The organism is Agrobacterium sp. DSM 25558, assembly GCF_900100825.1.
GTDB lineage: Bacteria > Pseudomonadota > Alphaproteobacteria > Rhizobiales > Rhizobiaceae > Agrobacterium.
Genome location: NZ_FMUD01000010.1, coordinates 96,549 through 116,237 on the forward strand (window position 1 = coordinate 96,549; position 19,689 = coordinate 116,237).

Genomic DNA, 19,689 nt, shown 5'->3' on the forward strand with positions numbered 1-19,689 from the left:
TGAAGCACCTATTCACCAGTGAGTATTCTCACATGAATAGAGAGCGGCAATAAAAGATTTACCGGCCTTGTCTGTTTTCGCTGCGATACAAACGGGGAGCGTTTATATTGAATTTATGGCCTGGGTGTTAACGATGCTCTTGATATCAATTACTTAGATCCATAGCTTCGCCAAATATCTGAGTTCTGGAGGCCCAAGAATGCGAACCCGCGACCCCACACTTCGCTGCGACAGTATCCGCTAAGGGGAAGCCTTTATGGTAAAGTTTCACCCCCCACGTGCTGGGGTATTTTTTTCATGATGTGATCGGACACTTGAATACATGCCGGTGCTTCTAAATTCGCTCGGATTGATGCCATAGAGCCGCCGAAAGACCTTCGAGAAGTAATTCGGGTCTTCGAAGCCGCACCGCACAGACACTTCTTTGATGGGCATGTTTGCTGCCGTCGTCAGAAGTTTGGCCGCGCGTCGCAACCGCTTTTCTAATACGAATTCGGCAGGGGGCAGGCCTTCATTGGCGGTGAAAATACGGGAAAAATGGGCGCGGCTGAGTCCCGCAACGACTGCAAGGTCGCTTACGGACAGGTTCCTATCAAGATGGCTGTCGATGTACGTTAGCACGTGTTGCATAGTGCGGTATTCGCCACCGAACGAGGGATGGGAGCCAAATACATCGTCGTAAAGCGCCATCGTTGCTTCATAGGCGACGGCAGAAGCTGCTCCAGGCGTTTCGGCACCATTGACGAGACGCGAACAACAGAGCGCCAGATGATCTACGGTCTCTGGCTGAAGCTTGAGGACAGGCCCGGTCACGGCTTGAATATCACGATGAATACGCAGGGCTTCCTCGCCATTCATGGATATCCAGAAAAACTCCCAGTGACCATTTTCCTCCAGCCAGTAGCGGTGGTTATGGGGAATGAGAAGCAACAAGGTTTCACCGGCCCCGACGCGGTAGGTGTTGTTCTCATACCGCAGGTTTCCTTCACCGCTAATGCAATATTGCAGAACGGTGAAAGGGGTTTGTCCGCGCTTGCGTCCATCCCAGTCATAACCGCTGCCACGGCGAATTTCGTAGCCGCTGCTGGTAGGCATTGTGTGAAGGGTTTGCCTGCCACGCGGCAAAGAAACCGTCCGCATGGACGGTCCTTGATCGATCAAATCCTGCAGCACAAATTTACCCATAAAAGCATAATCCTTCTCTGGCCCTTGCGGATATTATCAGCATAATCCCGCATCGAGGAGACGATCAAGTGGGGAATTGGGAGGAAAATCCTTGTTATTCAGTCATTGTCTAATACTATCTTCCTTCCTTCGTGATCACGTTGCCCGCCCATCTTTCGCATTCATTTCGCAAACGAAGGTGCCAACATGAGTTTCAAAATCGCTATCATTGGCGCAGGAAGTGTCGGTTTTACCAAAAAACTGTTCACCGATCTCTTGTGCGTGCCTGAATTTCGCGACGTCGAAGTCGCGCTGACCGATATCAGCCAACACAATCTCGAGATGATTAAAGCGATCCTTGATCGCATCATCGAATCCAACGGTCTGGCGGTAAAGGTTACGGCCACGACAGAGCGCCGCCTTGCTCTGGAAGGAGCAAAATACGTCATCAGTTGCGTGCGGGTTGGCGGGCTTGAAGCCTATGCGGATGATATTCGTATTCCGCTGAAATACGGCATCGACCAGTGCGTGGGAGATACGATCTGCGCGGGCGGCATTCTTTACGGTCAGCGCAACATTCCGGTCATTCTGGATTTCTGCAAGGATATCCGCGAGGTCGCAGCGCCGGGTGCCAAGTTCCTGAACTATGCCAACCCCATGGCCATGAACACCTGGGCGGCGATCGAATACGGCAAGGTCGATACGGTTGGTCTGTGCCACGGCGTTCAGCACGGCGCGGAACAGATTGCGGAAGTGCTGGGTGCCAAGTCCGTTTCTGAACTGGATTACATCTGCTCCGGCATCAACCACCAGACATGGTTTGTCGATCTGAGGCTGAATGGCCGTAAGATCGGAAAGGATGAGCTGATTGCTGCGTTTGAAGCCCATCCGGTTTTTTCGCAACAGGAAAAGCTCCGCATCGATGTGTTGAAACGCTTTGGCGTCTATTCCACGGAAAGTAACGGCCATCTCTCGGAATATCTGCCATGGTATCGCAAGCGCCCAGACGAAATCGGCCGTTGGATCGATATGTCAGACTGGATTCACGGCGAAACCGGCGGTTATCTGCGGCATTCGACGGAAACCCGCAACTGGTTCGAAACGGAGTTTCCGCAGTTTCTGGAGCAGGCGTCGAAGCCTGTCGATCCGGCCAAACGCTCGAACGAACATGCCAGTCATATTCTCGAAGCGCTGGAGACGGGGCGTGTGTATCGCGGCCACTTCAATGTCAGAAACAATGGCGTCATCACCAACTTGCCGCACGACGCGATTATCGAGTCGCCCGGTTTTGTAGACCGTTTCGGCATTAACATGGTCTCCGGCATCACCATACCGGAAGCCTGCGCGGCAACCTGCGTGGCCTCGATCAACGTTCAGCGCATGTCGGTTCATGCCGCTGTCACTGGCGATATCGATCTTCTGAAACTCGCCGTTCTGCATGACCCGTTGGTGGGTGCTGTCTCGACACCGGAAGAGGTGTGGCAGATGGTCGATGAAATGGTGGTCGCGCAAGCGCGCTGGTTGCCACAATATGCAGATGCCGTACCAGCCGCGAAGGATCGTCTTTCCAGATCCACCGTCAAAACACGCGATTGGGCAGGTGCTGCACGGCGCAATGTCAGATCGATTGAAGAGTTGCGGGCCGAAAAAGCGTTATTGAAAAAAGCGGTTTGATTTATCTGCGGCAGCATCGGCGCGAGGAGGCGTCGGTGCCGCCTGTTTCCGGGAACCATCAGGGAGGGCGTGCTTGGTCGCGCCATTGGGAGGACATGACGATGCAACATAAACGCAAGATTTTCTTGAGTGCATGCCTTGGTTTCGGTGTTTCGCTGATCGCGATGAATGCACACGCTTTTCAAACGTCCGCGCCGCCCGAGCCAGCGAAGTTTCCCGCTGAAGGCAAGATCAAATATGTGGAGCGCGATTCCATTCTGGAATTCAAGGCGCTGCCAAATTACTCCGAGCCCGACTGGGTTTCTGAAAAATTCGAAAAGACCGGCAAACTGCCGCCGCTGAAGGAACGTCTGCCGGAGGAGCCGCTGGTCTACAAGACCGGGAATATGCCTGACGGTATCGGCGTGTATGGCGATACCTTGCGCCATGTCATCGGCGGGCGTCCGGAAGGCTGGAATTATATGGCTGGCCAAACGCAAGGCTGGGGCGGCATCGATATTGCGCTTTCGGAATGCCTGACACGCACCGCGCCGCTGTTTCAGGTGGATGCCAAAGATACTCAACCATTGCCCAATCTGGCGAAAAGCTGGGAGTGGTCTCAAGATGGTCACAAGCTGACGATGCACCTCGTCAAGGGTGCAAAGTGGTCGGATGGTGTGCCTTTCACGTCTGAAGACATCATGTTCTATTGGGAGGATGGTGTGGTCGATCCGAATGTCTCGCCACTTGGTGGCGGTGCATCACCGGAAGCCTTCGGGGAAGGGACGACCCTTACCAAGATCGATGATTACACGGTTGAATGGACATTCAAGAGCGCGTTTCCCAAACAATATCTCTACACCATGGCCTATCCAAACTTCTGCCCCGGCCCGGCGCATATTCTGAAACCGCAACATCCGAAATATTCGAAAAACACCTATAACCAGTTCAAGAATGCCTTCCCGCCGGAATATATGAACATGCCGGTGATGGGTGCTTGGGCGCCGGTGGAATATCGCCCAGACGACCTTATCGTCCTGCGCCGCAACCCCTGTTACTGGAAGGTTGACGAAAAGGGCCACCAGTTGCCTTATCTCGATGAAATTCACTACAAGCTGTCCACCTGGGCGGACCGCGATGTGCAGGCTGTGGCCGGATCCGGCGATTTTTCCAATCTGGAGCAGCCAGAAAACTTCGTGGCCTCTCTCAAACGCGCTGCCGACGAAAAGGCGCCCGCCCGTCTTGCCTTCGGTCCGCGTCTGATCGGCTATAACCTGCAAATGAACTTTTCGGGCAATGGCTGGGGTGCGCCGGATGAGCGTGAACAGGCCATTCGTGAACTGAACCGCAATCAGGATTTCCGTGAGGCGGTGACGTCTGCGATTGACCGCAAGGCCGTTGGCGACTCGTTGGTCAAAGGCCCGTTTACGGCGATTTATCCCGGCGGCATTTCCTCCGGCACGAGTTTTTATGACCGTAACTCGACAGTCTACTACCCCTATGATCTTGAAGGAGCAAAGGCTGCTCTTGCCAAGGTTGGGCTGAAAGACACGGACGGCGATGGCTTTGTGAACTTCCCAGCGGGCACGGCAGGCGGCAAGAATGTCGAGATCGTTCTGCTCGTCAACAACACCTACACGACAGACAAAAGCCTCGCCGAAGGTCTGGTTGGCCAGATGGCAAAGCTGGGTCTGCGGGTGGTGCTGAACTCGCTGGATGGTAACCAGCGCGACGACGCGCATTATGGTGGCCGGTTCGATTGGCTGGTGCGCCGCAATACGACGGAGCTTGCCTCTGTGGTGCAGAACACCGAACAGCTTGCACCCGTTGGTCCTCGCACCAGTTGGAACCACCGCGCACCGGAAGGCAAGCAAGTGGACCTGATGCCGTTCGAAAAAGAAATGGTCGATCTCGTCAACCGCTTCATTGCCTCGCAGGACAATGCGGAACGGGCTGAACTGATGAAACAGTATCAGAGGATTTACACGCAAAACCTCTACACGATTGGTCTGACGGAATATCCCGGTGCGCTGATCATCAACAAACGCTTCTCCAACGTCCCGCAGGGAACACCGATCTTCATGTTCAACTGGGCGGAAGATTCGATCATGCGCGAACGGGTTTGGGTCGCTGCCGATAAGCAGGGCAAATACGAACTCTTCCCGCAGCAACTCCCCGGCAAGCCCGGTGATAAAGGCCCCATAGACTAGCTCCCTCCCGGAGACACCATGACCGGTCGCGCGTGAAGCGCGGCCGGACGGGGAGAAAAAGCGGAACCGATCACAAGCGGGACCGCAATGCAGGGAGATATTTCGTTATGCTCAGGTTCTTTTTCGTTCGCCTCAGCTCTGCCATTCCAGTGATGCTGATCCTCAGCGTCGTGACATTTGCGATCATTCAGGCACCGCCCGGCGATTACGCAGACTATATTCGCTCTCAACTGATGAATCAGGGTGGCGCATCGTTTGAACAGGCAGAAGCGCAGGCGCAAGCCTACCGTATCGAGCATGGTCTCGATAAGTCTGTCGTGGTGCAGTATTTCAACTGGGTTGGCGGTATCGTTACCCGCGGCGATTTTGGTTACAGTTTTTATTATAACAAGCCGGTTGCCGAGGTGGTGGGGGAACGCCTGCCGCGGACGCTTCTTCTGGCGCTGGTCTGCCACCTTTTCGCATCAATACTGGGCATTACGTTCGGCATATGGGCAGCGACACGGCAATATTCGTGGGTTGATAATCTTTTGTCCGCCATTGCCTTTCTGGGCATGACGATCCCGCGTTTTCTGATGGCACTGATCATGGTTTACCTGATGGTGTTCCACTTCAATGTCGCCGAAATCGGCAGTTTCTTTTCTCCGCAATATGGCGGCGCGCCGTGGTCATGGGCGAAGTTCGTCGATCTCGTCAGCCATGTCTGGCCTGTCGTTGCCATCGCCACATTCGGCGGTCTGGCCTACAATATGCGCGTCATGCGCGGCAATTTGCTAGATACGCTGAACGCGCAATATGTCGAAACGGCCCGCGCCAAGGGTCTTTCAGAAGGCGCTGTCATCATGCGCCATGCAGTTCCGAATGCGCTGCATCCACTGGTCATGTATCAGGGCGTCGTCTTGCCCTATATGCTGACCGGCGAGATCGAGACGGCGATCATCTTCGCACTGCCAACCGTTGGACCCGCCATCGTCGGTTCCATGGCGGTTGGTGATGTGTATGTGACCGCAACCTTCATGATGGTTCTCGCCGCAACGCTGATTGTCGGCAACATCATTGCAGACATCTTGCTTGCCTTGCTCGACCCACGTGTGCGCGAATTGGGGAGGGCGTAACATGGTTGCCGTTCATTCTTCTACAGGTCAGGAACAGGTCGTCAGCGTTGCCGAGCAGCGCGCAAACGAAAGTTACATGGCTCTTGTCTGGCGTCGGCTGCGACGCTCGTTTACCGGCATGGTCGGGCTGGTTCTGGTCGTGCTTCTCATCCTCATCGCTGTTTTCGCCGATTTTTTCGCACCTATGGACCCTCGGGAAACGGGTGCCAGTTTCACGCCACCGCAGGGCATCAGCGTTATGGAAAAAGATGGCAGCCTCAGCATCTGGCCGCGTATTTATGCCTTGGCGGAAACGGAAGAGCTTGACCCGATAACCTTCCAGCCCATCGTGGGGCCCAATTACGATAAGCCCCATTATCTTGGCTTTTTCGTAAAAGGTGCACCTTACGACCTCTTCGGCCTTATTCCCATGCAAAGGCATTTTTTTGGTGCCGTGGATGGTGAAGCCGTGCATTTTCTGGGAACCGACAAGTTTGGTCGCGATGTGTTGTCACGTGCCATTCACGGCTCGCGGATTTCTCTCGCCATCGCGCTGAGCGTGGTGTTTATCGTGACGGTGATCGGCACCAGCGTCGGTTTGATATCGGGTTATTTCGGCGGCTCGGTGGATGCGTGGGTGCAGCGTTTTGTGGAAATCGTTCTCGCTTTCCCGCAATTGCCGCTCTATCTGGCGCTGACATCGCTTATCCCCGTTACCGCTCCCACCAACGTGTTCCTCACCTTTGTCGTGGTCGTTATGTCGGCGCTGGGCTGGGCGCAGATGTCGCGTGAAGTGCGGGGCAAAACGCTGGCGCTGGCGCGTATTGATTATGTGCGTGCCGCCATGGCGATTGGCGCAACGGACCAGCGCATCATCTTCCAGCACATTCTGCCCAATGTCATGAGCCACGTCATCGTTGCCGTCACACTGCATATTCCCAGTGTCGTACTGCTGGAATCCTTCCTTGGTTTCCTGGGCTTTGCCGTCAAACCGCCGCTGATTTCGTGGGGGCTGATGTTGCAGGATACGGCAACCTATTCGGTCATCGGTTCCTATCCATGGATTCTGGCTCCGGTCGGTTTCGTTCTGGTCACTGTTTTTGCCTTCAACGCGCTGGGCGATGGTCTGCGCGATGCTGTCGATCCCTATTGAGAGGAGACTAAAATGGTGACGTCCTCGCTGGCATCATTTGCGCCCGATACTCGCTTCGACCACGCATCGCGTCAGGATGCGCCGATCATCGATGCCCGCAACATTGCGGTTAATTTCAAGGTGGAACATGGAACCGTCGATGCCGTGAAAGGCGTGTCGTTCCAGCTTTATCGCGGTGAAACCATCGCCATTGTCGGGGAATCCGGTTCCGGCAAATCCGTCACGGCGCGCACCATTATGGGGCTCTTGTCCAAACGCGCCGTTGTTTCAAGTGGCGCTTCCGTATCCTACGAGGGAAAGAATATTCTAAAATTGCCGGAACGTGCGCGCCGCGCCATGCGCGGTAACCGTTTGGCGATGATTTTCCAGGAGCCAATGAGTTCGCTGAACCCGATCTACACCATCGGCAGCCAAATCGTTGAAGCCATCCGCGTTCATAACCGAATGAGCCGCAAGCAGGCTGAGGCGCGGGCGCTGGAACTGTTGAAACAAGTGCATATTCCCGACCCGGTAGCCCGGTTGAAACAATATCCGCACCAGCTCTCCGGCGGGCAGCGTCAGCGTGTGATGATTGCCATGGCCTTGTCGAATGATCCGGACGTGCTGATTGCCGACGAGCCGACAACGGCACTGGATGTGACGGTACAGGCGCAAATTCTCAACCTGATCCGCGAGTTGCAGCAGGCCCGTGGCATGGCCGTCGTGCTCATTACTCACGATCTGACTATCGTGCGGAAGTTTTCCGATTACGTTTATGTCATGCAGCATGGCGAGGTGCGTGAGCACAAAACGACTGAAGCCATCTTCACCAACCCGCGCCACCCCTACACCAAAAAGCTTCTGGATTCCGAGCCGCAGGGGCAGGCTCAACCAATGCCATCTGGCTCTACAATGTTGCTGGAAGCCAGCGATGTGCGGGTATCCTTCATGTTGCGGCATGGTGGTGTGTTCAAGCCACAACTGAGAGAGTTAATTGCGGTCGATAGTCTGGGACTGACGATTCATAGGCATGAAACCCTTGGTATCGTGGGCGAATCCGGGTCCGGAAAGACGACCTTCGGGCAATCGCTGCTGCGGCTGAATGAGCCGCAGGGCGGCCGTATTCTCTTCGACAACGAGCCGATCCATGGCAAGTCCCGCACTGAGATGCGGCCCTTGCGGTCGCGGATGCAGGTGGTGTTTCAAGACCCGTTTTCGTCGCTCAATCCCCGCATGACCATCGGCCAGATCATCGAGGAAGGGCTCATCGTCAACGGGCTGGGAGCGAACAAGGCGGAGAGGCTGGAGCGTGTGTGCGATGCGCTGTCCGCTTCCGGCATGCCCACCAACATTCTGTCGCGTTTCCCGCATGAGTTTTCTGGCGGCCAGCGGCAACGCATCGCGATTGCCCGCGCCATCGCGCTGGAGCCGGAGTTCATTCTGCTGGATGAGCCGACATCGGCGCTCGACCTTTCGGTCCAGTCTCAGATCATCGCCCTGCTGCGCAAGCTCCAGGATGAAAGAGGGCTGAGCTATCTGTTCATTTCGCATGATCTGAAGGTGGTGCGCGCGCTCTGCCACCGGGTCATCGTCATGCAAAACGGTCGCATTGTGGAGGAAGGGCCAGTGGAAGACGTGCTGGCCAATCCACAGACCGCTTACACCCAACGGCTTGTCAAAGCCGCATTCGAAATCGCCTGACCTGCTATCGGAGACACATATGGCAAGAAATCCACGGATCACCTTCATCGGGGCCGGATCGACGGTGTTCATGAAAAATATCATAGGCGATGTGCTGCAACGCCCCGCATTGTCCGGCGCAAAGATTGCACTGATGGACATCAACCCGCAGCGTCTGGAAGAAAGCGTCATCGTCGTCAACAAGCTAATTTCGACGCTGGGTGCCAAGGCGACCGTCGAAACCCATACGGATCAGCGCAAGGCGCTGAGCGGCGCGGATTTTGTCGTCGTCGCATTCCAGATTGGCGGATACGAGCCGTGCACGGTTACAGATTTTGAGCTGCCCAAAAAATACGGCCTGCGCCAGACCATCGCCGATACACTGGGCGTTGGCGGTATCATGCGCGGCTTACGCACCGTTCCGCATTTGTGGAAGATTTGCGAAGACATGCTTGCCGTCTGCCCTGAGGCGATCATGCTGCAATATGTGAACCCGATGGCCATCAACACCTGGGCGATTGCCGAAAAGTACCCGACGATCCGCCAGGTTGGGCTTTGCCATTCCGTACAGGGCACAGCGATGGAACTGGCTGAAGACCTTGAAATTCCCTATGAGGAAATCCGCTACCGTTCCGCCGGTATCAACCACATGGCGTTCTTTCTGGAATTCGAACATCGTCAATCGGATGGCAGTTACCGCAACCTGTACCCCGATCTTGTGCGCGCCTATCGTGAAGGTCGCGCGCCGAAGCCGGGTTGGAACCCGCGATGCGTCAACAAGGTGCGGTATGAGATGCTGACCCGCCTCGGCTACTTCGTGACCGAAAGTTCGGAGCATTTTGCCGAATACACGCCCTATTTCATCAAGGACGGGCGTGACGATCTCATCAAAAAGTTTGGCATTCCGTTGGATGAGTACCCAAAACGCTGCATTGAGCAAATTGAAAAGTGGAAAGGTCAAACGAAGGCCTATCGTTCCGCACAGAAGATAGAGGTCAAGAAGTCCAAGGAATACGCCTCATCGATTATTAACTCGGTATGGACGGGGGAGCCATCTGTCATTTATGGCAACCTGCGCAACAATGGTTGCATCACCTCACTGCCAGCCAATTGTGCGGCAGAGGTGCCGTGCCTTGTAGACCTTAACGGTATCCAGCCAACCTTTGTTGGCGAACTACCGCCGCAGCTGACGGCACTGATGCGCACCAACATTAACGTACAGGAACTGACTGTCGCTGCATTAATGACAGAAAACAGGGAGCATATTTTTCATGCAGCTATGCTGGATCCCCATACGGCAGCAGAACTTGACCTCGACCAGATTTGGTCACTCGTTGAAGAATTGCTTGTTGCCCATCGCGACTGGTTGCCAGAGTGGACCCAGTTTAAGCCGGAGCAAGCTGCACCACTGTACTGTGATGTTTCATGATGCGAGACGCGATCAAGGCCGTTATCCCAGTTCCTCGTGACTCGCGCAAAAATTATCGCAAAAGGCTGATTACGCGACATTTAATAACAGCTTGGGGTGTTGCCATTTGCCTCAGTCGGACGATACTGGAGGCGCGCGTCGTGTTGCCTGAAAAGCCGACGATCAGATTACTGCTCATTTGTAATCTCTTCTTTGGGGGCACACGGAGGTGTGGCATGCGCACGTGTCAGGCCGTCTTTGCGACCGCAAGAATTGGCGTATTTATCCGTTCACTCTCGGCGCTCTTCCAGCGATTGAATGCCGCACGGCCGAGAATGGCGACGGAGGTGTCCTCTTGTGGAGCGTGGACGAGTACGGACTGGATATCGCGAAAATGCCGCTCCAGACCGAGATCGACATTCAGTCCAGGATTGCCGATGCCTCTGACTGCGATCTGAACGGCATCGCGTATCTGACGGCCCGCCAGAAGTCGTGCGCGGATTACGCGCTCGGCGTCATTCAGATCACCGTCAAGCGCGCCAAAAATGATCTGGCGCGCGCCTGAAACCAGAAGATCGATTTCTCCTGAAAGTGTCACGAAACGTTCGGTCTGTGCGACAGGATGGCCGAGATTGGCGGGAACTCGCTCGTGCGCGAACCGAATGAATGCCTCTTGTGCTGCTTCGGCAGCGCCAAGGTAAATTGCCGTCAAGGCGAGGTTCATTGCTGCGTGACTGCGGTTATCCTGTTGGGCAACCGAAGGATCGGCCAATTCCAATACATTCTCCACCGGAATTTCAACATTGACATATTCGACATCGTGAGAACCCGTTGCCCGCATGCCTAGGCTCTTCCAGTTCTCGATGATCGTGATGCCCGGCAAGCGGTTCGGTACGACGAAGGTACCGATGCGTGATTGAACTTCATCGGTATGTGCCCAAACAAGGAAGTGGGTGAGGCCATAAGCACCCGTCACAAAACGCTTGCGACCCGTGATCGCCCAGCCATTCGCCGTCCTGCGCGCCCGCGTGGCGGGCAATCCACCGCGAGCAGGCGAACCGAGCTCAGGCTCCACACGTGCTGCATTCAAAAGCAGCGGCTGGTCTTTTGCCTGGGATAGGAGTTGCCGGTACAGGCCTTCCGGCCAGTGGCCTTTGGCGGCCTGCCCCAAGTGATTGAAAATCGTCATGGCGCTGATCAGCGCCACTGAAGGGTCGCCCCGCCCAAGTGCCGCCAGAATATGAGCGGCCGTGCTGAGGGTACCGCCCGCACCGCCGTAGCGTGTCGCAACAGTGCTTTCGAGAAGACCGGCTTTATGAACGGCGCGAATGCCGGTCCAGGGAAACTGACCGGTCTGATCCGCATCTGGGGCGGCCTCGGCAACGATGTGCACAGCTCTATCAAGTGCGGTGGGATCATAGGACATGCGGGTTACGACCTTCTGGGAACCGACACCGGAACCAGCCAGAGCGTGGCTTCCGATGTTTTGGAAGAGAAAGATGGTGCTGCCCGGCTCTGCGACCGGACGCCCATGATCAGGCGGCTGCCTTCCTCTTTGCGTCTTCGCGCTCGCGGATGCCTTCGCGCACGAGGGGCAGGATGTATCGCCCGTAATCGATGGCGTCGTTGAAATTATCGTAGCCTCGGATCGAGATCAGATCGCAGCCGAGATCGATGTAATCGAGAATGGAATCGGCGATGGTGCGCGGAGATCCCACCAGCGCGGTTGTCGCACCGCTTGCATTGGTCGCGGTAACAGTCGGGTACCAAAGCGCCCGGTCATGCACATCGCCGCGCTTTGCGATATCGAGAAGACGCTGCGAGCCGACATTGGCTGGTGTGATCGCATTGACGGGAGCGCGGGAAAGGCCCTTTTGACGGTTGGCATTCAGCTGATCGAGAACGCGATGCGCCTTTTCCCAAGCCAGTTCATCCGTTTCTGCGACGATGGGCCGGAAGGTGACCCAGATACGCGGACGATCTGTTCGGCCAGCCTTTGCTGCTTCGGCATAGATGCGGTCGATTTGCTGCTTCGTTTCCGCGAGAGGTTCACCCCAAAGACCGAAGATGTCGCATAGGGAGCCACCGATGCGATAGGCAGCGTCGGAGGAGCCGCCAAGGGAGATCGGGATAAGGCCGTTTGTCGGACGCACAGCACTACGGAACTGCTTGAACTGATAATATTTTCCATCGAAGTCGAAGGGTTCGGTAGATGTCCACGCCAGCCGGAGAATGCGGATATATTCCTCCTGCCGTTCGTATCGCTCGTCCTTGGTGAGAAAATCTCCTTCGCGCGCCTGTTCATCGTCGCTACCACCAGCGATGAAGTGGACGACCACGCGGCCACCGCTTAACTGATCAAGTGTGGCAAGTGATTTCGCAGCCACCGTCGGATAAACCGTGTTCGGTCGCAGGGCGACAATGATCTTGATGTGCTTGGTGTGCGCCAGCACGGTGGCACCCAGCGTGAATGGATCAAAAGAAGAGGACGAATAGGGAATGAGTGTATAGTTGAACCCGTAATCGTCGAGCGCGCGCGCATAACGCTCCAGAAACAGCGGATCAATGGGAGCATCCGGAACAGGATTTAGATCATTTGACGCATTGGGAAAGCTGACGCTTATGAATTCCGCGGCCATGGGAGCTCCTTTGTGTTCTCGAATGTTGGTAAAAGCTAAGGCCCGGCTCGCAAATGAGGAAGACAGGTCTTTCTATTTCTATGGATATTATAGAAAATATTGCCTGACTACAGAGGCGCTCTAGAACCTCAGATCGAAGATTGCTTCAGAGACGTGTCGAGACTCGCGGGCGTCCAACCCAATGCGGGCGCAACAGTCGTTGCCAGATCGCTAAGCAGACGAATATTGTCGGAAAGGCAAAAGGCTGGCGGCAAGAACAGTGCGAGTTCATCGGCTGCAGCCAAGCCTGGATCGTTAAAGACTGCCTCTATGACCTCATCCGCTGAGCCCTGAAAAACAGGAGAAATCTGTGCTCCGGAAGGTGCGCTGGCAGGCGCAAGCGCACCCTTGGGCCGCGAGGCGGCAATGCCCACCGTTCGGCGCTCAAGATCGTAGGCCGCATATTTTTCCCGCAATTCAGGCGTCGTGCCGACCAGGATGGAGGCTGCGACAGCGACTGGCGGCGGCGGTGTCTTCCACAAGCGCAGCCAGTGGGTGCGGTACGCCTCGATGATGCGGGCCTGATAGTGCCCAAAGCTCTCGCCTTCGTCATGACCGTGCAGAACCGTACCGGATATAAGGCCGATACCGAGTTCAGCCGCCTGAACAGCAGAATCGATGCTGGCAGACCCTTGCCGGATGCGACTGCGCAATGTCGGACTGTGCGGCGTCACGCGCAACTCTGCGCCGACTGGCGCCCCGTTGTTCTTCTCGGTGACGGTGTGCAGAACATCTCCTGATATAGCTGACAGGAAGCGCGATTGACGACGTTTGGCCTCTGTTCGAGAGTCGGTATCGACAACACCGAAAACAGCGTCGAACGCGCCATTGGCACCGGTCGAAATCGCAAGTTCAAGCCGCCCGTCAATCAACAGGTCTGTCGTCGCAGCCGCCTCCGCCAGCAGAATTGGGTCCTGATAGCGCATGGGAATGACGGCCGAACCAAGCGTGATGTTGTGTGTGTGCTGGCCTACAGCTGCGAAAAACGGAAGCGGGGAGGAAAGATAGTGGTCGAAATGCCTCTGATAGGCCCATCCCGACTGGTATCCCAGACGTTCTGCCTGTTTGAACAGCTCGATGCCCTCCAGCAGCCCATGGGCCGGTCCATCATCGTCATTGAACGAAACACGCGTATTGAACCCCAATCGCTGTTTGGGTCGAAACGAAACCGGAAGCTCTGCGGAAGGGGATGCGATATTCATCCGATATGTTCCTTGCGTTGAACGCATTGGATCGCTTGCTTCGAGCCATGGACCTCGGCAATCCCGGAGGGGATGGAATCCAGCAGTGAGGCCGTGTAGTCGTGCTGTGGATTGGCGAAGATGTCCGACACGCTTCCATGTTCGACAATGCGACCCCGCTGCATGACGGAGACCGTATGTGCGAGCTGGCGAACGAGTGCGAGATCATGGGACACGAAGACATAGGTCAGGCCCAATTTTGCCTGGAGCGACAGCAACACCTCGACAATGTCGGCCTGCACGCTGACATCAAGTGCCGAGGTTGGTTCATCCAGCACGATGACGTCCGGCCTCAAAACAAGCGCGCGCGCGATTGCCACGCGTTGACGTTGCCCACCCGACAAAGCTGACGGCTTGCGTTCCAGCAGGTTTTCGCTCAATCCCACATTGGCGATCGCTTCCTTGACCGCCTCGGAGCGCTCATTTGGCGTCCCGATCTTGAAGCGGTCCAGTGGTTCGCGAATGAGCTGCTCGACCTTCCAGGCAGGATCAAGCGAGGTGAAGGGATTCTGATAGACCAGTTGCAGGTGCCGCCAGACGGATCGAAGATCCGAGCGGCTCTTGCTGCTGACGACATCTTCGCCAACGGTGATCGAACCGGCTTCCGGCTCTTCAAGCCCAAGCAGAAGGCGTATCGTCGTCGTCTTGCCCGAGCCGGACTCGCCAACAAGCGCGTGAGTCGTACCTGCGGGGACGCTGAAGGAGATATCGTCAACGGCTGTCAGAATGTTGCCGTCAACCGTGAAGCTCTTGGTGACACCGTTGACCGAAATTTTCGCAGGTTTCTTTTGCGTGTTCTGCTTGAAACCCGGGTCGCGCAGCTTTGCGTAGCGGTTTGGATTAAGAGCTGGCACGTCACCGTGAAGCTTCTTCGCGTAAAGAGAGTTGGGGGACGAAAAGACAGTGGATGTCTTGCCGGCTTCCTGGATGACACCGTTCTTGAGGACGACCAGGCTGTCAGCACGTTCTGCGGCAATGGCAAGATCATGCGTTATCAGCAGGAGGCTGATGTTCAGCTCTTCCTGCAACCGTGAAAGCAGATCGAGGATACGTTTCTGAATGGTCACATCGAGCGCGGAGGTTGGCTCGTCGGCAACCAGGAGGGCAGGGCGGGGCAAAATCGCAAGCGCAATCAGAACACGTTGCAGCATTCCGCCAGAAAGCTGATGCGGATAGGACTCATACGCACGTTGAGGATTGTCGAGTCCGACCTTGGCAAAGGTCTCCAGAATGAGCGCCTTGCGAACTGCCGGATCGACCTCATCCGTCAGGGCCGCGGCTTCAAGCGCCTGAGAGCCGATGGTGCGGACAGGATTGAGGGAATTGCCTGGATCCTGCGGGACAAACCCAATCTCCCGGCCGCGATACGGCCTGAAGCGCCTTTCGGGAAGAGCGAGTATATCCTGTCTGTCGAACACCACCTTGCCCGTTGCGGCTGCGCCATTGGGGAGGAGCCGTAGAACCGCTTTTGCGATCGTGGACTTACCCGAGCCCGATTCACCGATGAGGGCCAGGCTTTCGCCGCGCCGGATTTCAAAGCCGACATTGTGAACGACCTCTTGTTGACCATAAGAAACGCCAAGATTTTCCACCGTCAGGAGCGGTGTTGCGGGTCGTGATGACGGAAGCCGAGTTTCAGTTTCGATCTCGGTGGGCGCTATTTTCAGTGCGATTTGCGAAGCCATCGGCTGATCCTGTTGACAGAGAGGACGGTAACGATCGTAACGAACGCGGGCGCATAAACGAGCCAGGGCCATTTGAGGTAGTCTTTGCCGATAGAGATCAGCAGGCCCCAGTCGGAGGAGGGTGGCGGGTCGCCATAGCCGAGGAAAGCCAGGCTTGCGATGACGAGGATGGACTCGCCGAATTGCAACACGGCAAGCGGCAGCATCGAGCGCGATGCATTGGGCAGCACATGCCTCAGAACGATAAAGCGACGCGAACCGCCGAGTAAAAATGACGCCTCGACAAAGGTCGCTTGGCGGGTCTTGATGACTTCGGAGCGGGCCACCCGCGCAAAGAAGGCGATGGCCGAAATCCCCGTTGCGATTGCCGCATTGATTGTTTCAAAGCCGATGGCCGTGACGATGATGACGGCAAGCAGAAATTTCGGGATCGACAGCAGCACATCGACAAGTCGGGCAAAGACGACGTCGATCCACCCACCGAAGAAACCGGCAAGCAGTCCGATCAGGCCGCCAATCACCACACCAATCACCACGGCGACCAGTGCGCTCGATACGGATGACGCGGTGCCGTAAACGACACGCGTGTAGAGGTCACGTCCCAGATGGTCCGTGCCGAACCAGTGGGCCAGGCTTGGTCCAAGCAGTTTGTCAGCCGGGATACCATTGACCGGGCTGTGGCTGGTAAAGAATTGCGGCGCAATCGACCACGCAACGACGATGGCGATGACCGCAAAGGCGACCGCAACCGTTGGCGTGATATTCAAGGATTTGATCCTGTCAAAAAAGCTTTCGCCAGAAACCGGACTAGAGATGAGGCTCATGGCTTTGCTCCTGTCCCCAGAGGAAGACTTGCGTCATCGGCGATGGACTGGCGACGCTTGGCGCCAATGATGATTTTCACGCGTGGGTCGAGCAATGGATAGAGAAGATCGGCGATCAGATTGACGACCACGAAGACGACGGCACCGAGCGAGACAATCGCCTGAAGAACCGGTAGATCCTGCGTGCTCACAGAGCGTTGCACCAGACTACCAATTCCCGTGCGCCCGAAGACGGTTTCAGTGATCAGCGAATTGCCGAGAAGCTCACCCACCGTGAGTGCAATGACCGTGACGACCGGAAGCGAAGCGGGCTTGAGAAGATGGGTGGCAAAGAGCCGCTTCGGCCCAATGCCGCGGCTGCGCGCCACCGCTGCGTAATCCTGCTCGGCCTCATGATCGAGATTGGCAATCAGAACTTCCGCAATCTGCGCGGAAAAAGGAATGCCGATCGTGATGGCGGCAAAGAAGGTTGCCCAAAAACTGTCCGGCTCGATCACCCGGAACAGTCTCAGCTGAAATCCGAAAAGATGGATCAGGAACAGGCCGATGACGAAGTTTGGTGTCGACAAGAAAAGTGAGGGAAAGGCCCGAAGCAAGCCTTGCCCATATTTCTTCGGCACAACCTGCGTACCATAGGCAACAGTAAAGGCCAGGATCAGGGCAACCGTTAAGCCTGATGCCGCCAGAACGAGAGTCGATGGCAGAACCTCGGCAATCAAGGTTGAGACGGGCCGATTTGAGCGCATCGACATGCCGAGATCGCCGGTAAGAAATGACGACAGAGAGTGCCAAAGCTGTACGATGACCGGTTGATCCAACCCTTGCGCAGCGATGATCTCGGCAATTTCCTGTTCGGTAAAGCCGTTTTGCGGGTTGCGCAAAACGCTGGTAATAGGGTCGCCAGGCAAAATGCTGACGACCACGAAGGTGAAGATATAGGCCAGAAGGATGACGACAATCGCCTGGCCGAGCCGTTTTGCGGCGTAGGTTAGGTAAGCATTGCTCATGCCGTCACCTCCTTGAGTTTATTCATGAGTTGCGTCTCACTCGGCAATGTAAGCCGTGTAGTAGCTGGCATAGGCTACGCCGTTATAGACTTCGCCCTTGAGGTTTGGAGACTGCACATAGATACGCTGGACGATCTGTGTGCGCGGAATGAAATAACCCTGCTCCAGAACATATTTCTGCAAATTCTCGAGCAGGGGCTTGCGCTCCTCCACGGAGCCGGCACCGGCAATCTTGTCGCGCAAATCGTTCAGGGTTGCGTCACGCTCATCCAGAGCAAACCAGTTCTCACCATTATTGGCGTTCGTCAGGATGCTTGCGACGGTGCCGGCATCGATGAAACTGCGCGTGACTTCGTAGGTCGGCACTGCTGCACCGCCGAACTTGACCTTTTCGCCAAACGTGACGACGTCGTAAGTGCGAATATTGACCTTCCAGCCAAGTTTTCCGAGCTGTTGTGCAATAAGTTCATCGACGGATTTCGACGTGGCCAGATAGGGGTTGGAATGGATCGTTAACTCCAGCGGCTTGCCGTCTTTGACACGAACGCCATCCGCGCCCTTCACCCATCCTGCTTCATCCAGAAGCTTTTCCGACTTATCCGGGCTGTAAGCCAAGAGGTCACTGTGGTCTGTCGCGCCAGGCACGTTGCTCTGGATGAAGGACTTTGCGAGTTGCCAGTCCGGCGTATAGACGGTGTCGATAATTTCCTGGCGATTTATGCCGGACTGAAGAGCTTGGCGCACCTTCACGTCGTCATAGGGTTGCAGCTTGGTATTGACGGCCCAACCATTGACGAAACCGAGATAACGTGGCGTCGCAACGGTAAACCCTTCCTCCTTCAGCGACTTCAACTCCTGGGGAGAGGCATTATAAGCCACATCCGCCTGACCGGACTGGACGGAAGCCACGCGAAGTGACGGCTCCGACACGAGTTTGTAGGTGATGGTATCGAGATAGGCCGGACCCGTGTGGCCAACGGCGGACGGACCCCAATTGTAATCCTTGCGCTTGACCAGGGTGACGTGGTCACCCTCCTTCCAGGATTCAACGACATAGGGGCCACTGCCGGCTGTCTTGCTGAGATCAGCCTGCACGCTTGCGGGCTGGGCAATCGTCTTGGGAGAGATGAGGATTGAGCCATGGTAGCCAAGCGTTGGAATGAAGCCAAGCGTCGGCTTTTTGAAGAACACCTTCACCGTGGTGGCGTCGATAGCCTCGGCGCGGTCATAGGTTTTCGGGAAAAGGCCGATGGGGTTGATGCCCTCGTTTTTTCGGCCCGCATACCAGATGTTCAGATTGGCAACCACGGCCTTTGCATCCAGGGGTTCGCCGTCCGAAAACGTCACGCCGCTCTTCAAATGAAGGGTGAATTCCGTAGCAGCGTCATTTTGCTCCCACTTCTCGGCGATCCACGGGCTGGCTTTACCTTCGGCGTCCACATAGAGGAGCTTGTCTGCGACATGGCCCCAGACGTGTCCTTGAAAACTGGATATGGCGCTGTTGTTGGGGATCCAGGTGTCGCCGAGGGAATCGATCAGGAATGTAATGTCGCCGCCGTCATGCGGGCCGTCTGCCGCCTGAACTGCGAGCGGAGCTGCTGCGGATAGGAAGAGCGCTGCCGAGGCGGCGATAGATGCCGTAAAAAGCAGCTTGCGTCGGGAAAAAGAGCGTTTTGGGAAGAGTCTGACCATGATGCAATCCTGAGTGAAAATAGAAATTCTTGTTACCTTTGGCTTCTTCAGCGCATCGCAGCCACGCGTCGACGATGTCCGCCGCGTTGCGCTGGCGAGCTGTGGAAGCTTTCGAATGTTGGAAAGGGAGCGCCGCTAGGGCTGGTGAAGGTCTATTGGAACTCGCCAGCTCGTGGAGCGCACCCGCTTCTACATAATCCGGTCATGACGCAGTCCCTTGC

General features: G+C 56.0%; 14 protein-coding genes. 6 read left to right on the plus strand and 8 right to left on the minus strand.

The genetic code is table 11. The annotated features are described in order from the left end of the window. Positions 1-267 precede the first annotated feature (267 nt). The gene (locus DSM25558_RS11045; RefSeq protein ID WP_077104685.1) at positions 268-1,185 is read right to left on the minus strand and encodes an AraC family transcriptional regulator; all 918 of its coding nucleotides are present in this window, start codon (positions 1,183-1,185) and stop codon (positions 268-270) included. 186 nt (positions 1,186-1,371) lie between these two features. Between DSM25558_RS11045 and DSM25558_RS11050 the strand changes: the two genes are divergently transcribed. From DSM25558_RS11050 to DSM25558_RS11075, 6 genes are all read left to right on the plus strand, one after another. Further along, positions 1,372-2,838 carry an alpha-glucosidase/alpha-galactosidase gene (locus DSM25558_RS11050; RefSeq protein ID WP_077104687.1) on the plus strand — a complete coding sequence of 489 codons (1,467 nt, stop codon included), beginning with the start codon at positions 1,372-1,374 and terminating at the stop codon, positions 2,836-2,838. Positions 2,839-2,939: 101 nt separating this feature from the next. Beyond that, positions 2,940-5,027, plus strand: coding sequence for an ABC transporter substrate-binding protein (locus tag DSM25558_RS11055; RefSeq protein ID WP_077104826.1), 2,088 nt, complete (start codon positions 2,940-2,942; stop codon positions 5,025-5,027). 107 nt (positions 5,028-5,134) lie between these two features. Continuing rightward, positions 5,135-6,142 carry an ABC transporter permease gene (locus DSM25558_RS11060; protein ID WP_077104689.1) on the plus strand — a complete coding sequence of 336 codons (1,008 nt, stop codon included), beginning with the start codon at positions 5,135-5,137 and terminating at the stop codon, positions 6,140-6,142. Position 6,143: 1 nt separating this feature from the next. Further along, positions 6,144-7,274, plus strand: coding sequence for an ABC transporter permease (locus DSM25558_RS11065; protein ID WP_077104691.1), 1,131 nt, complete (start codon positions 6,144-6,146; stop codon positions 7,272-7,274). Between the two features lie 12 nt (positions 7,275-7,286). Next, positions 7,287-8,954 carry an ABC transporter ATP-binding protein gene (locus DSM25558_RS11070; RefSeq protein WP_077104693.1) on the plus strand — a complete coding sequence of 556 codons (1,668 nt, stop codon included), beginning with the start codon at positions 7,287-7,289 and terminating at the stop codon, positions 8,952-8,954. 19 nt (positions 8,955-8,973) lie between these two features. Continuing rightward, complete coding sequence (locus DSM25558_RS11075) at positions 8,974-10,362, plus strand: alpha-glucosidase/alpha-galactosidase (RefSeq protein WP_077104694.1); 1,389 nt, start codon at positions 8,974-8,976, stop codon at positions 10,360-10,362. 226 nt (positions 10,363-10,588) lie between these two features. Here the strand turns inward: DSM25558_RS11075 and DSM25558_RS11080 are convergent, their stop codons facing one another. The 7 genes from DSM25558_RS11080 to DSM25558_RS11110 all read right to left on the minus strand — a co-directional run bounded on the left by DSM25558_RS11080 (position 10,589) and on the right by DSM25558_RS11110 (position 19,468). Continuing rightward, a complete protein-coding gene (locus DSM25558_RS11080) occupies positions 10,589-11,767 on the minus strand; it encodes an acyl-CoA dehydrogenase family protein (protein WP_077104696.1) in 1,179 nt (392 codons plus the stop codon). A gap of 109 nt (positions 11,768-11,876) precedes the next feature. Next, positions 11,877-12,980 carry an LLM class flavin-dependent oxidoreductase gene (locus tag DSM25558_RS11085; protein WP_077104698.1) on the minus strand — a complete coding sequence of 368 codons (1,104 nt, stop codon included), beginning with the start codon at positions 12,978-12,980 and terminating at the stop codon, positions 11,877-11,879. A gap of 128 nt (positions 12,981-13,108) precedes the next feature. Continuing rightward, a complete protein-coding gene (locus tag DSM25558_RS11090; RefSeq protein WP_077104700.1) occupies positions 13,109-14,221 on the minus strand; it encodes an LLM class flavin-dependent oxidoreductase in 1,113 nt (370 codons plus the stop codon). Then, entirely contained in the window at positions 14,218-15,945 is a 1,728-nt protein-coding gene (locus DSM25558_RS11095; protein ID WP_077104702.1) for a dipeptide ABC transporter ATP-binding protein, read from the minus strand. Before DSM25558_RS11095 ends, DSM25558_RS11090 begins: the two co-directional genes overlap by 4 nt. Then, a complete protein-coding gene (locus DSM25558_RS11100; protein WP_077104704.1) occupies positions 15,924-16,769 on the minus strand; it encodes an ABC transporter permease in 846 nt (281 codons plus the stop codon). Before DSM25558_RS11100 ends, DSM25558_RS11095 begins: the two co-directional genes overlap by 22 nt. Continuing rightward, positions 16,766-17,776, minus strand: coding sequence for an ABC transporter permease (locus DSM25558_RS11105; protein WP_077104706.1), 1,011 nt, complete (start codon positions 17,774-17,776; stop codon positions 16,766-16,768). The genes DSM25558_RS11100 and DSM25558_RS11105 overlap by 4 nt, the downstream gene beginning before the upstream one ends. Before the next feature lie 36 nt (positions 17,777-17,812). Next, positions 17,813-19,468, minus strand: a complete 1,656-nt coding sequence (locus tag DSM25558_RS11110; protein ID WP_077104708.1) for an ABC transporter substrate-binding protein — start codon at positions 19,466-19,468, stop codon at positions 17,813-17,815. Between the last annotated feature and the right edge of the window lie 221 nt (positions 19,469-19,689).